14 protein-coding genes are annotated in these 13669 nt (G+C 54.1%); 12 read left to right on the top strand and 2 right to left on the bottom strand.

Annotated elements, in window-relative coordinates; translation table 11 throughout:
• Nucleotides 1-45 precede the first annotated feature (45 nt).
• Complete coding sequence (gene asnB, locus AB1I49_RS09880) at nucleotides 46-2370, top strand: asparagine synthase (glutamine-hydrolyzing) (RefSeq protein WP_407720873.1); 2325 nt, start codon at nucleotides 46-48, stop codon at nucleotides 2368-2370.
• Nucleotides 2371-2417: 47 nt separating this feature from the next.
• On the opposite strand, the gene AB1I49_RS09875 is transcribed toward asnB, so the two are convergent.
• Nucleotides 2418-3206, bottom strand: coding sequence for a M14 family zinc carboxypeptidase (locus tag AB1I49_RS09875; protein WP_407720872.1), 789 nt, complete (start codon nucleotides 3204-3206; stop codon nucleotides 2418-2420).
• Between the two features lie 26 nt (nucleotides 3207-3232).
• On the opposite strand from AB1I49_RS09875, the gene AB1I49_RS09870 reads away from it, so the two are divergent.
• Genes AB1I49_RS09870 through AB1I49_RS09860 form a run of 3 tightly spaced genes read left to right on the top strand, consistent with a single transcriptional unit; the run spans nucleotide 3233 to nucleotide 6440 of the window.
• Nucleotides 3233-3778 carry an NUDIX hydrolase gene (locus AB1I49_RS09870; RefSeq protein ID WP_316611507.1) on the top strand — a complete coding sequence of 182 codons (546 nt, stop codon included), beginning with the start codon at nucleotides 3233-3235 and terminating at the stop codon, nucleotides 3776-3778.
• 15 nt (nucleotides 3779-3793) lie between these two features.
• A complete protein-coding gene (gene ribF / locus AB1I49_RS09865; RefSeq protein ID WP_407720871.1) occupies nucleotides 3794-4735 on the top strand; it encodes a riboflavin biosynthesis protein RibF in 942 nt (313 codons plus the stop codon).
• Nucleotides 4736-4745: 10 nt separating this feature from the next.
• Nucleotides 4746-6440 carry a MutS-related protein gene (locus AB1I49_RS09860; protein WP_407720870.1) on the top strand — a complete coding sequence of 565 codons (1695 nt, stop codon included), beginning with the start codon at nucleotides 4746-4748 and terminating at the stop codon, nucleotides 6438-6440.
• Nucleotides 6441-6481: 41 nt separating this feature from the next.
• On the opposite strand, the gene AB1I49_RS09855 is transcribed toward AB1I49_RS09860, so the two are convergent.
• Nucleotides 6482-8569 carry a glycogen debranching protein gene (locus tag AB1I49_RS09855; RefSeq protein ID WP_407720869.1) on the bottom strand — a complete coding sequence of 696 codons (2088 nt, stop codon included), beginning with the start codon at nucleotides 8567-8569 and terminating at the stop codon, nucleotides 6482-6484.
• A gap of 257 nt (nucleotides 8570-8826) precedes the next feature.
• Here AB1I49_RS09855 and AB1I49_RS09850 point away from each other — a divergent pair, with 257 nt between their 5' ends.
• The 8 genes from AB1I49_RS09850 (at nucleotide 8827) to AB1I49_RS09815 (ending at nucleotide 13659) form a co-directional block, all read left to right on the top strand.
• A complete protein-coding gene (locus AB1I49_RS09850) occupies nucleotides 8827-9174 on the top strand; it encodes a DRTGG domain-containing protein (protein WP_201428699.1) in 348 nt (115 codons plus the stop codon).
• Complete coding sequence (locus AB1I49_RS09845) at nucleotides 9171-9599, top strand: ATP-binding protein (protein WP_201428700.1); 429 nt, start codon at nucleotides 9171-9173, stop codon at nucleotides 9597-9599. Before AB1I49_RS09850 ends, AB1I49_RS09845 begins: the two co-directional genes overlap by 4 nt.
• Before the next feature lie 27 nt (nucleotides 9600-9626).
• The gene (locus tag AB1I49_RS09840) at nucleotides 9627-10904 is read left to right on the top strand and encodes a [Fe-Fe] hydrogenase large subunit C-terminal domain-containing protein (protein ID WP_201428701.1); all 1278 of its coding nucleotides are present in this window, start codon (nucleotides 9627-9629) and stop codon (nucleotides 10902-10904) included.
• 18 nt (nucleotides 10905-10922) lie between these two features.
• Entirely contained in the window at nucleotides 10923-11252 is a 330-nt protein-coding gene (locus AB1I49_RS09835) for a DRTGG domain-containing protein (protein WP_201428702.1), read from the top strand.
• Nucleotide 11253: 1 nt separating this feature from the next.
• Entirely contained in the window at nucleotides 11254-11976 is a 723-nt protein-coding gene (locus AB1I49_RS09830; protein ID WP_407720868.1) for a PHP domain-containing protein, read from the top strand.
• 255 nt (nucleotides 11977-12231) lie between these two features.
• Nucleotides 12232-12738, top strand: a complete 507-nt coding sequence (locus AB1I49_RS09825; protein WP_186834298.1) for an NADH-quinone oxidoreductase subunit NuoE family protein — start codon at nucleotides 12232-12234, stop codon at nucleotides 12736-12738.
• Nucleotides 12728-13288, top strand: a complete 561-nt coding sequence (locus AB1I49_RS09820) for an ATP-binding protein (RefSeq protein ID WP_186834299.1) — start codon at nucleotides 12728-12730, stop codon at nucleotides 13286-13288. Before AB1I49_RS09825 ends, AB1I49_RS09820 begins: the two co-directional genes overlap by 11 nt.
• Nucleotides 13285-13659 carry a (2Fe-2S) ferredoxin domain-containing protein gene (locus tag AB1I49_RS09815; RefSeq protein WP_186834297.1) on the top strand — a complete coding sequence of 125 codons (375 nt, stop codon included), beginning with the start codon at nucleotides 13285-13287 and terminating at the stop codon, nucleotides 13657-13659. The genes AB1I49_RS09820 and AB1I49_RS09815 overlap by 4 nt, the downstream gene beginning before the upstream one ends.
• Nucleotides 13660-13669 lie beyond the last annotated feature (10 nt).

The following is a 13669-nucleotide window of genomic DNA, read 5'->3' as shown; positions in this document are numbered from 1 at the left end:
GGTAAAATAAAAAAGAATATAAGTTACCTGAAAGGGGTTTTAAATATGTGTGGAATTTGCGGCTTCACAGGCAAGCTTGAAAAACGCGAGGACGTGCTGAAAAAGATGACTGCGGTGATCACTCACCGCGGACCCGATTCCGAGGGCTTCTATATCGACGACTCGGTCAACATGGGCTTCCGCAGACTGTCGATTATCGACCTTGACTCCGGTCATCAGCCGATTTACAACGAGGACAAGACTCTTGTTCTCACATTTAACGGCGAGATATACAACTACAAGGAGCTTCGCGCGACCCTTATCAAGAAGGGCCACAAGTTCTACACCGAAACCGACAGCGAGGTTCTGGTTCACGGCTTCGAGGAGTGGAAAGAGGATCTGCTCTTAAAGCTACGCGGAATGTTTGGCTTTGCCATTTACAACACCGTCAACAAGTCGCTGTTTCTTGCTCGCGACTTCTTCGGAATCAAGCCCATGCACTACGCTCAGGTTGAGGGTGAGTTTGTCTACGGCAGCGAGATCAAGAGCATTCTCGAGTACCCAAAGTACGAAAAGCGCTTCAACAAGCGCGCTCTCGATACCTACCTTTCTTTCCAGTACGCAGTGCCGCCTCAGACCTTTTTTGAGGACATCTTCTGCCTGCTGCCGGGTCATTACCTCTGGTATCAGGACGGCGAGGTTGAAACCACACGCTACTTTGAGCCGCGGTTCAGACCCGACGACAGCATCACCGAGGATCAGGCTGTCGACATGATCGACAAGGTGTTCGAAAACTCCGTTAACGCCCACAAGATCGCCGACGTTGAGGTTGGCTGTTTCCTTTCCTCAGGCGTTGACTCAAGCTATGTATCGACCTACTTCGCCGACCAGAAGACCTTCACCGTAGGCTTTGACTTCGGCGAGAAATATAATGAGATAAGCTGGGCTCAGGAGCTCAGCCGCAAGATCGGCGTTGAGCATCACACTCACCTGATTTCGAGCGAGGAATTCTGGGACGCTGTTCCCACGGTTCAGTACCACATGGATCAGCCGCTTGCCGACCCGTCGTGCATCGCGCTGTATTTCGTATCCAGACTCGCGAGCGAATACGTAAAGGTCGTCCTCTCGGGCGAGGGTGCCGACGAGCTCTTCGGCGGCTACACCTGCTACAACGATCCGCGCGTTTTCAGAATGTACCAGAAGATCGTTCCGCACTTCCTGCGCAGGGCAATCCGCGCGATCTGCCGCAAGCTGCCAGACATCAAGGGACGCGACTACCTTATCCGAGCCTGCGACCCGCTCGAGGACAGATACATCGGCAACGCGTTCATGTACGACCTGCGCGAGAAGAAGGAGATCCTCAAGGACCCGTCGATCGCGACAGCTCCGCAGACCCACGCGAAGAAGTATTACTACCGCTGCCGCAAGCAGGACGACGTTACAAAGATGCAGTACCTCGACATGAATATGTGGATGGTCGGCGATATTCTGCTCAAGGCTGACCGCATGAGTATGGCGAACTCGCTCGAGCTGCGCGTACCCTTCCTCGACAAGGAAGTGTTCAAGGTCGCGTCATCTCTGCCCACAGAGCTTCGCGTCAACAAGCAGAATACTAAGTACGCGATGAGAAAAGCTGCTGTGCGCCATCTTCCCGAGGCGACCGCCGAGAAGGAGAAGCTCGGCTTCCCTGTACCGACGCGCGTATGGCTGCGCGACGAGAAGTACTACAACGTCGTGAAGCGCAAGTTCCAGGGCAAGACCGCGCAGAAGTTCTTTAACACCGAAGCGCTTATCCACTGGCTCGACGAGCATTTCAGCGGCAAGGAGGACAACAGCCGCCGCGTATGGACGGTATACGTGTTCCTTGTTTGGTACGATATTTATTTTGACGAGAATTCAGATAAGGTAGAGAAGCCCGTCAACCACCTCGACGAGCTCAAGGCCGTTGCTGAGGCAAGACGCGATAAGCAGATCGATATGCCGGGCGAGGTGATCATGGCTGCCGCAGAGGCTATCGACGAGAACTACGACGCGCCCAACTTCGGCATTGACAAGAGCAAGCCGTCCGCGGAAGCAGACGACGGAAGCGAGCCCGCGCTTGTCGAGAATATCCCCGAGGAGGAGTCTGCTTCACAGCCCGAGCCCGAAACCGCGGACGAGGAGTATGTGAATATCCAGAATCCCGAGGACGACGAAATCTACACCGAGCCGCGCAAGCCCAGCACTCCCCAGGAGCGCATGCAGATGGCGATCGACAGCATCGAGCGCCGTTCCAAGTACCTCGACGAGCCGAACGTGATCTCTGACGAGGCGATCGACGACATCGTCAGCTCGATTTCATTCTTTGACGACGATGCACCTGAGACAGACGAGGAAACCGAGGGCGAATAACACTTTTGGCTGAAAAAACGGAGCGGCTTTATGTCGCTCCGAGATTTTTAAATGCGGCTTTTGGCAAAGACATTCAGCAGCCTGCGCACCCGCGGATATTCCGATTCAAAATCGCTCAGCGGCAGAGGGTTTTTGCCGATACCCATTTCAACGGTGAAGCCGCAGCGGTGAAAACGCTCGATAAACCAATCCTTGAAGCCGCCGCCCGTCGCGATCGGCTCGGGGTTTGCGACCTTGTACCCGCTGACCTTTGCCATCTCCTCTGCGAGAACAAGACAGCACTTCGGCGTGTTTTTGCCGAAGTCCCAATATATTTCACGGCCCTGACTGTGCAGCGCGAGCACACGTTCATATCGGACGCGTTCGCAAAGCCTGACTATCGCCCTTGTTTCGGGTTCGCTTTCGGGTTTTTCGCCGCCGTACCGCGAGGATGAGGGAGAGCTTATCCCGAGCTCAAGTTCGCGCCTTTTGACGTTTTGCCAGTCCGCGTCGAAGTTATGGTTGATGTCGACTCCGCTTGCGTTTGCCTGCCAATATACTTTCTCTGTCAGGGCGATCTCGGTACCGTCGGGATTAAGACACGGCACTACTGTCAGGCGCAGTCCGTCGGGATTTGCGGCGTATTCGTCAGCGAATTTCAGAGCGGCAAGGACAGTGAGATATTCTGTTCCATGCACGCCGCCGACAACAAGACCGCGGCAAACGGAGTGTCCGATGTCGATTGCAAGTATATCGCGGCCGCAGACACTTTTTCCGATCGAGTAAATTTTCAGGCGGCGCTTTGCCGAGATTTCGAGGAGCCGCCGTACCTGTTCGCAATAATACGGATAATTCAATCTATCAACCCCATGAGGTAAAAAATATGAAAACCACTGAAACCACTGCAACCAGCAAGGAGCTGTTCAGCGGCAAGATCCTTCACATGTTCCACGACGAGGTGATTCTCCCGGACGGAGGCCGAGCCATGCGCGAAATCGTCCGTCACCCGGGCGGAGTATGTATCGCCGCGCTCGATGATGAAAACAACCTGTTCTTTGTGCGCCAGTTCCGCTACCCCTACAAGGAGGAGGTGCTTGAGCTGCCGGCGGGTAAGCTCGAGAAGGGCATGACTCCGCTCGAAAACGGCAAGCGCGAGCTGCTCGAGGAAACAGGCGCCGAGGGTTACTCATACATATCTCTCGGTCAGGTCTATCCGTCGCCGGGATACACCGACGAGATCATTCACCTCTACGCCTGCCGCGTGTCGAGCGTGGGCGAGAGCAGACCCGACGAGGACGAATTTCTCAACGTCGAAAAGATACCGCTGGACAAGGCGCTCGAGATGGTTCTGAATAATCAGATCCCCGACGCAAAAACCCAGATCACCGTGCTCAAGACAAAGCTGCTGCTCGACAGCGGAAAGATTTAAGGAATATTCAATCGTATGCATACACTGACTAACATATGCTCGGAAAAACAGAATACTGCGGCGGCTCTCGGTTTCTTTGACGGGCTGCACCTCGGACACCGCAAGGTTCTGTCCCTCGCGGCAAAGCAGGAGAAATGCGGACTTTTGCCGCTCTGTCTTACCTTTGCCGAAAGCCCGAAGGCGGTCATGTCCGACAAGCCGTTTTTCTACCTGATGACGAAGGAGGACAAGCTCAGAAGCCTTGAGAGCATTGGGATACGGCGGACGGTAATGCTCGATTTCAACGCCGTAATGGACATGAGCGCAGAGAGCTTTTTCTTTGAGATCCTCGTAAAAAAGCTGCGCGTTAAGGAGCTGTTCTGCGGCTTCAACTACCACTTCGGAAAGGACGCCGAAGGTGATATCGCCATGCTGCAGCGGCTCTGTGACCAAAACAACGTCGGTATCACGATTGTGCCGCCGGAGACGGTGGACGGCGAGGTTATCTGCTCGACGCTGATAAAAAAACTCATTTCCGAGGGAGAGATCGAGCGGGCGAACGATATGCTAGGCTCGCGCTTCGGCTTCAAGGCGGAGATCATCCACGGAATGCGCCTTGGCAGGGAGCTCGGCACACCGACACTCAACCAACAGATGCACCCCGACCTTGTTATGCCGCGCTTCGGAGTGTACGCCTCTCTCGTGACCCTTGAGAACGGCGGTCAGTACTGCGGCGTGACAAATATCGGCATCAAGCCGACCGTCGGCGGCACAAAGCCGCTGTGGGAGACGTGGATGCCTGAGTACCGCGGCGCGGAGCTATACGGCGAGCAGGCTGACGTAAGGCTGCTCACGTTTATCCGCCCCGAAAAGAAGTTTGACAGCCTGACTCTGCTCAGGGAGGAAATAATGCGCAACGCGCGTCAGGCGAAGGAAGATTACGCGCGCGTTAATTCGTTCAAAAATCTGATAAAATGAGGAATGAGCTATGGATTACAGCCTGATGTTTCCGCAGGACGCGGATCAAAGCTACAAGACCCTGACCCCCGAGAGTGTCAACGACCTCTCGATCGAGTTCCTGCTGGACGCGCTCACGAAACAGCGGTACGAGCGCGACCATATCCGAAAAATCATGACGCGCGTCACGGACGACCCCGAGGTCATACGCTACCGCTGCGACGTTTTCGAGGACTTTCTGCGCTTTCCGAAGCTGCGCGACGCGATGGAGGAGCTTGTTGTAAAGCTCGCCGATCTGCGCGACATAGAGCGGTTTCAGAAGGATCAGGAGGGTTCGGCGCTTTGGTCGCTCGTCAACCGCCTGCGTGAGATAGACGACTACGTGACCTGCATCACAGCGATGAAGGACGTGCTCGAGGAGCTTGACGTCAAGTCCGAGGGTATGCTCACCCTGCGGCAGATTATCCGCGATATTTCCGCCGACAGCGGCTTTCCCGAGCTGCGGCAGGACATCGACGAGACCTTTGAGAAGGTGCGCCGCATAAAGAGCATAACCATCGGCGTAAACCTCGACAGTATGCTCAGACCTGCGTCTGCGGGCGTTGTTTCTCTCAACGACATCGAGTACCGCGAGTCGAACCTCATGCGCCGTTTCATGAACTTCGCCGACCGCAAGGACGAGCTTCACCACGGCACCGACACGGGCAGTATCCGCGTTTTCCACCCCGCAACGCCGATCAAGGCGGTGGAGTTCAACCGCAAGATCGAGCTGAATGAAAACATGACGGGAGTTCACACGCGCACCTCGGTGGTAACAGGCGCGGATTCGCTCTCGAACGCTATCAAGGACACCGTCACCAACATCATGAAGCAGACGGTCAACGAGATAAAAAACACGATCAGGCGCTATGTCAATATCAGCGGCTATATGCTCATTAACCTCATGCCCGAGATCCTCTTTTATATCCGCTGGGCTGAGCTTATCGAGAAGATCATGGCGACGGGTATGCCGGTATGCAAGGCTCGGATCCTGCCGCCCGAACAGCGCGACTGCTCGTTTAAGGGGCTGTACAACCTCAAACTCGCTATCAACAAGGCTGGCGGCGAGGATATCAATATCATCACAAACGATATCGACTTCAACGATGATATGCGCATCTTCATTCTGACCGGTCCGAACCGCGGCGGAAAGACGATCTTCACTCAGGCTTGGGGTATCGCGATGCTTCTCGCGCAGCTTGGCATTTACGTGCCTGCCGAGAGTGCCGCGATCAGCCCCTGCGACAATATCTTCACGCATTTCCCGGCCGACGAGAATGACACCGTCGACCTCGGACGTCTTGGCGAGGAGAGCAAGCGTCTTGCAGAGATTTTTGAGCAGGCGACCGAGCGCAGCATAATGCTGCTCAACGAGAGCCTCGCGACAACAAGCGTCACCGAGGGTCTGTTCATCGCGAAGGACGTTGTCAGGGCTATGCGCTACCTCGGCACGCGTTGTATTTTCAACACACACATGCACGACCTCGCGCGCAGCGTGGACGCGCTCAACGAGGAGGTCGAGGGTACGAGCAAGGCTGCGAGCCTTGTCACGGGAGTCCACGACGGCGAGCGCAGCTTCAAGGTGAGCCTGCTGCCGCCTCAGGGCGTGAGCTACGCCAAGGACATCGCGCTCAAATACGGCGTTTCGTTCCGACAGATCAAAGAGAGCATCGACAGCAGAACATAAAAATAACGGAAAGGCTGAGTTTTCAACCTTTCCGTTTTGCTTTAATATACTTTTTCCGCGACAGCCGCGAGAACGGTTCTGCCCGACATGCGGTACCTGCGGTCATAGAGGAGTATATTTTTGTCCTCCGTGATGACTTCCTCGGGCGCTCTGCCTGTGTCGAAGTACAGCTTCCAGACATAGCCCGTAGGCAGTGAGGGAAGCTCGATGAGCGCGTCCTCCCAGTGGGCGTTTATCGCGAAGTAAACGATTTCGTCGAGCTCGGGATTTTCCTTCGACATACCCGCGTACATAACAGCAACCATGCGCGAATTCTCGTTGAAATCGGTTTTCCACGGCTGAGTGCCGTGAATGCTCTCGGGCGGGAAGGTGCATCTCGCCACATCGCGGTTCTTTGTGATGACGTGGAAGCGCTTTCTGAACGCGATCATGTATTTAGCGAATTCAAATACATCCTTGAATTGCTCTTTTCTGCTCCAGTCGAGCCACGAGGTCAGGTTGTCCTGACAGTATGCGTTGTTGTTGCCGAACTGAGTGTTGCAGAATTCGTCGCCCGCGAGGAACAGCGCGGGACCTCGGCTGCACATAAGTGTCGCGAAGGCGTTTTTGACCAGCTTGCGGCGCAGCGAGTTTATGTACGGGTCGCTTGTTTCACCCTCAAAGCCGCAGTTCCAGCTGTTGTTGTCGTTAGCGCCGTCGGTGTTGTCCCAGCCGTTGAGGTAGTTGTGCTTCTCGTTGTAGGCATACATATCGTACAGCGTGAAGCCGTCGTGACAGGTCAGGAAGTTGACTGACGCGCTGTGACCTCTGTAGGAGGGGTCATATAGGTCTTTGGAGCCTGTCAGGCGGTTTGCGGCAGCCCACGCGAGGTTGCCGTCACCCTTGAGGAAGCGTCTGAGGTCGTCGCGGTAACGTCCGTTCCATTCCGACCAGCGGTTCCAGCTCGGGAAGGAGCCTACCTGGTACAGACCCGCGGCGTCCCATGCCTCGGCAATCAGCTTTGTCTTGCCCAGAATCGGGTCAAACGCAAGGCTCTTGAGCAGAGGCGGCTGTTCCATCGGAGTTCCGTCCTCGTTTCGTCCGAGAATGGACGCGAGGTCGAAGCGGAAGCCGTCGATTTTGTATTCGGTCACCCAGTAGCGCAGACAGCTCTTGATAAAGTCGCGCACGATCGGGTGGTTGCAGTTGAGCGCGTTGCCGCAGCCGCTGAAATTGTAGTACCTGCCGTCGGGAGAGAGCATGTAGTAGATGTTGTTGTCCAGTCCCTTGAATGAGAAAAACGGACCTTTCTCGTTGCCCTCGGCGGTGTGGTTGAACACGACGTCGAGGATAACCTCAATGCCGTTTGATTTCAGGTCGCGGATAAGCTTTTTAAGCTCGGTACCCTCGCGGTGGTGGCGGTGGTCGCTCTCGTAGCTCGTGTTTGGAGCGAAGAAGCATACCGTGTTGTAGCCCCAGTAGTCGTAGAGCTGCTCGCCGTTGAAGTTGCGGTACGAGCCCATCTCGTCGAACTCAAAGATAGGCATGAGTTCGACAGCGTTTACGCCCAGCTCCTTGAGATACGGGATCTTCTCGCGGATACCCTCAAAGGTACCGCGATTCTTGACTCCCGAGGAAAGGTCCTCGGTGAAGCCTCTGACGTGGAGCTCGTAGATGATAAGCTCCTCCATCGGGATATGCGGGAATTTGATATTGCCCCAGTCGTAATCGTTGAACACGACCCTCGCCTTGTACACGCAGGTGTTGGGCTGGCGTACACCCCAGCTGCTCTGTCCTGTTACCGCCTTGGCGTACGGGTCGAGAACATACATGTCCTTGTTGAAGATAAGTCCTTTCTCGGGCTGATTCGGACCGTCGAGGGAATATGCGTACTCAAACTTGTCTATTTCAATTCCGAACACAATCATCGAGTACGTGTTTCCGACCTTGAACGAGTCGGGGAACGGAATACGTGCGTAAGGCCATTTTGAGCCCGGATAGAACAGCAGCAGTGTGCATGAGGTGGCGTAGAATGAGCTGATAGTAAAGTTTACGCCGCCGCGGACAGGGGTTGCGCCGTCCATATCGTAATAACCGGGTCTGACGTCGAAGCCGAGGATATTATCCGTAGGCTTTAAGTCCCTTAACATTAAAGCACCCCTTAAATAGATTTGCATGAATATTGTATCATGTAACCGCACTTTTTTCAATTAGAAAAATCAAAGAATTCTAAAGAAAAATTGTCAAATCCGCATATAATAAGGAATTGCTGACAAAATATGACAAAAACACGTGTTTTTTGTAATCCTACTAAATTTTGAGTGTTGTGTTTACAAATCTTATATGCTATAATGATTGTAACTGTAAACCACTGAAAAATCACTTAAACGAAAGGGTGTAAAAATTTATGGTTGTAAGAGATATTCTGGAAATCCTTGAGGGCGAAATCATCTGTGAGGGCGACCTTGACCAGGAGATTAAAACCGCCTGCGGCTCCGACATGATGAGCGACGTCCTGGCGTTCGTAAAGGATCAGTCCGTGCTTCTGACCGGTCTTGTCAATCCCCAGGTAGTGCGTACCGCCGAGATGATGGATATGGCGTGCATTGTATTCGTAAGGGGCAAGGTGCCCGACGACTCGATCATCCGCCTCGCCGAGAGCAGGGATATCACTCTGATGAAAACACGGTACAGAATGTTTACCGCCTGCGGACTTCTCTACTCCAACGGACTGAGCGGAGGAACAAAGGTATGAGCAACGCGATTCATCTTCACTACGAGGTATCGGGCGAGGATTTTACGCGCGCTGGCGAGGCGAGCGGCCTTGTCAAAAAGACGCTCAAGAAGCTCGGCTATAATTCCGACGCTATCCGCCGCGTAGCGATCGCCATGTACGAGGCTGAGATCAACATGGTTATCCACGCCGAGGGCGGCTACTGCGACGTAGACATCTATCCCGACCGCGTTGAGATACTGCTCGCCGACAAGGGCCCGGGCATTCCCGACGTTGAGAAGGCGATGCAGGAGGGCTACTCAACCGCGCCCGACAACGTCCGCACACTGGGCTTCGGAGCGGGCATGGGTCTGCCTAACATCAAAAAATACACTGACGACATGCGTATCGAAACTACCCTCGGAGTGGGCACGAACGTATATCTGACCGTCATTGTAAACTCGTAAAAATCCACTGCATTAAGGAGAATTTCAATGGGTAACTATTTCCATTCAGTTGAGCTCAATGCCGATAAGTGCTGCGGCTGCACCAACTGTCTGAAGAGATGTCCCACGGAGGCAATACGCGTTCACGGAGGCAAGGCGAGGATCCTGCCCGAGCGCTGTATCGACTGCGGAGAGTGCATCAGAATCTGCCCACATCACGCCAAAAGCGCGTACAGCACTAAAATTGAAGAAATCGGAAATTTCAAATACACTGTCGCTATCCCCGCACCGGCGCTCTTTGGTCAGTTCAACGGACTCGACAACATCGACTTCGTGCTTACGGGACTGAAAAAAATCGGCTTCGACCATGTTTTCGAGGTTTCGCGTGCGGCTGAGCTCGTCAGCGAGGCGACGCGCAGGCTCATCAAGGAGGATAAGCTCAAAAAGCCGATAATCAGTTCCGCCTGTCCGTCGGTCGTCAAGCTGATAAAAATCCGCTTCCCCGAGCTGTGCGACAACGTGCTGAACCTGCTCGCGCCGATCGAGGTCGCCGCAAAGATCGCGCGCCGCGAGGCAATGGAAGAAACGGGACTGCCGACAGAGGACATAGGAATCTTTTTCATCACGCCATGTCCCGCGAAGGTGACGGAGATCCACTCGCCGAACTACGCGGAGAAATCCGAGGTCGACGGCGCGATCGCGATCTCGAAAATCTTCCCCGAGCTCGCTCACGCGATGGATCACCTCGAGGAGGTCGAGCCTATCGCGCAGTCGGGACTTCTCGGCATCGGCTGGGCTACCTCGGGCGGAGAGGCTGCCGCCATGCTCGGCGACAAGTACCTCGCCGCGGACGGTATCGAAAACGTTATCCGCGTCCTCGAGGAGCTTGAGGACGAGCATATCCGCGACGTCGACTTCATCGAGCTCAACGCTTGCTCGGGCGGCTGCGTCGGCGGCGTTCTCACCGTCGAGAACCCCTACGTCGCGCAGGCGAGGATACACAACCTCAGAAAATACCTGCCCGTTTCGCTCAACCACATTGACGAGGGCAAGAGCCTTGATGACATGATGTGGACGGAGGAGCTGACCTTCGACGCCGATATCTTTCGCCTCGACGAGGATATTATCAGGGCGATGGAGATGATGAGCCAGATGGAGGAGATCCACAAGGGACTTCCCGGGCTCGACTGCGGCTCGTGCGGAGCGCCTACCTGCCGCGCTATGGCGGAGGATATCGTCCGTGGCAAGGCGAAGGAAACCGACTGCATACATAAGCTGAAGGCAAAGATCCAGAGCGTATACGACCAGCTGAAGAATACGATCTGACGCAAGCGAGGTAACGAGATGAATGTAAAAGAATTTGCGGAAAAACTTGATTTGAAGGTTCTTGTCGAGGGCGATACGGAGCGCGAGATCACGGGCTGCTATATCGGCGATCTGCTGAGCTGGGTAATGGGCAGAGCACCCGAGGACTCGGCGTGGCTGACTGTTATGGGCAACATCAATTCCATCGCCGTCGCTACCCTCGCCGACGTGAGCTGCATCGTGCTTGTGGAGAACGCCGCGCTCGACGAAAACGCCCGCGCCAAAGCCGAAATGCACGAGGTGAATATCCTGCTCTCCAAGGAGAACAGCTACCACCTCGCCGTAAAGCTCCACGAGCTTTTGAGCTGACATGAAATACTACTACGATCTACATCTTCATTCCTGCCTTTCGCCCTGCGGCGACATGGACATGACCCCGAACAACATCACGGGCATGGCAAAGCTGCTGGGGCTTGACATCATCGCGCTCACCGACCACAACACTTCCCTCAATTGTGAGGCGACGATTGCGGCGGGGAAGGAGAACGGAGTTGTCGTCGTACCGGGAATGGAACTGACGACGAGCGAGGATATCCACGCGGTCTGCCTGTTCCCGACGCTTGAGCGCGCGCTTGAGTGGAGCGAGTACGTCGACAATCACCGCATAAAAATCAAAAACAGACCCGACATCTACGGCAGGCAGGTCATCATGAACACGCTTGACGAGGAGATCGGCGAGCTTGAGCACCTGCTTCTGCCCGCGACCGAGATCAGCATAATGAACGCCTATTCACTCGCGCGCTCGTTCGGCGGCATCTGCTATCCCGCGCACGTCGATCGCGACAGTCTGTCGATTCTCTCGGTGCTCGGCGAGATCGACGAGAGCTGCGGCTTTATCACCGCCGAGCTTGCCGACAAATCAAAGCTCGATACACTAAGAAAGCTGCACCCGATTCTCGATACGCTAAATATCGTGACAAATTCCGACGCGCATTACCTCGAGAACATGCGCGACGCGGAGAACCAAATCGAGCTCGAGGAGCTCAGCGCTCAGTGTCTTGTAGAGCGGCTGAATACGCCTTTGTTTGTGTAAAATAGTCAAATTTTGACATCGCAAACTGTCATAAAAAAGCGATATAATCAGCAATTTGTATTCACAGGATAAAAAATGACTATTTTTCGTTAAAAAATGTCGTTCTGATTGTGTATCCGTTTAAAAGAGGGAAAAATTTTTATAGACTTTCACAGCCGTTTTGTGATATAATCACTGTAAGTAAATATAATATTCACCGAAGTGGGAATATTTTTTTTATGGTATTTGACAAATTGAAATCAGGGAGGAAAAACAATGCAAAAGAAAATCAGCAGCATTCCCTTCAGTGGGACACCTGAGCAGGAAGCAAAGCTCAAAGAGTCTATTGCCCGTCACATCGACGATCCCGGCGCGGTAATGCCCGTGCTTCAGGAGGCTCAGGAAATCTACGGTTATCTGCCGATTGAGGTGCAGACAATGGTAGCTGAGGGTCTCGGCGTATCTCTCGAGGAGGTATACGGCGTATCGACCTTCTATTCACAGTTCGCGCTCTCTCCGAAGGGCAAGTACAACATCTCCGTATGCCTCGGCACAGCCTGCTATGTAAAGGGCTCGGGCGACATTCTCAACAAGATTTCCGAGGAGCTCGGTATCGGCGCTGAGGAGTGCACACCCGACGGACAGTTCTCGCTCACAGCCTGCCGCTGCATCGGCGCGTGCGGTCTGGCTCCCGTTATCACCGTTAACGAGGACGTTTACGGCAGACTGACGGTTGACGACATTCCTTACATTATCAACAAGTATAAGAACGCTGATGCGTGAGTTGTCCTTAAACGTCATGGACGTGGCACAGAACTCCGTGAGAGCGAAGGCGAGCCTTGTCACGATCACCGTTGACGAGAGCGATAAGGACGACTTCCTTCAGATCTCAATCGCGGACGACGGCTGCGGCATGACCGAGGAACAGGTACAGCAGGTCATCGACCCGTTTTTCACGACACGCACCACCCGCAAGGTGGGCTTGGGAGTTCCGCTGTTCAAGCTTTCGGCGGAGCAGACGGGCGGCAGCTTTGAGATAAAGTCAAAGCTTAACGTCGGCACCACAACCACCGCGCGTTACGTCAAGAGCCACGTCGACATGACGCCTCTCGGCGATATCAACGACACGGTCAAGATCCTCATTCAGTGCAACCCCGACATCGACTTTGTGTTCACTCACACCACAGACCTCGGCGCCTTCACTCTCGACACAAGAGAGCTGCGTGCGGTTCTCGAGGGCGTGAGCCTTGACACACCTGACGTACTTGAATGGATTAGCGCTTATTTGAAAGAACAATCCCAAATAATATATGGAGGAGCGGATAATCAATGAAATCTTTAGCTGAATTAAAAGCCATCAGAGATAGGGCGAAGGCTGACCTCGATCTCAGAAAAGAAAACCCCAACGCGGCGAGAGTACTCGTAGGCATGGCTACCTGCGGTATCGCGGCAGGCGCAAGACCTGTTCTCAACGCGTTTGTAGAGGAGATCGCGAAGCGCGGTCTCACCAACGATATTACCGTCACCCAGACAGGCTGCATCGGCATCTGCCAGTATGAGCCCGTTGTAGAAATCGAAGTTCCGGGTCAGGACAAGGTGACATACGTAAAGGTAGCGCCCGAAATGGTACCCAGAATCGTTAACGACCATCTTGTAAACAAGAATGTTGTTACCGAGTACACAATCGGAGCAATGGAGAAATAAGGAGGACAAT

The sequence above is a fragment of the Ruminococcus sp. NATIVEDY160 genome (assembly GCF_045819885.1).
GTDB lineage: Bacteria > Bacillota > Clostridia > Oscillospirales > Acutalibacteraceae > Ruminococcoides.
The sequence above is the reverse complement of the archived record's forward strand: the minus strand, read 5'-3'. Positions and strand labels throughout refer to the sequence as shown.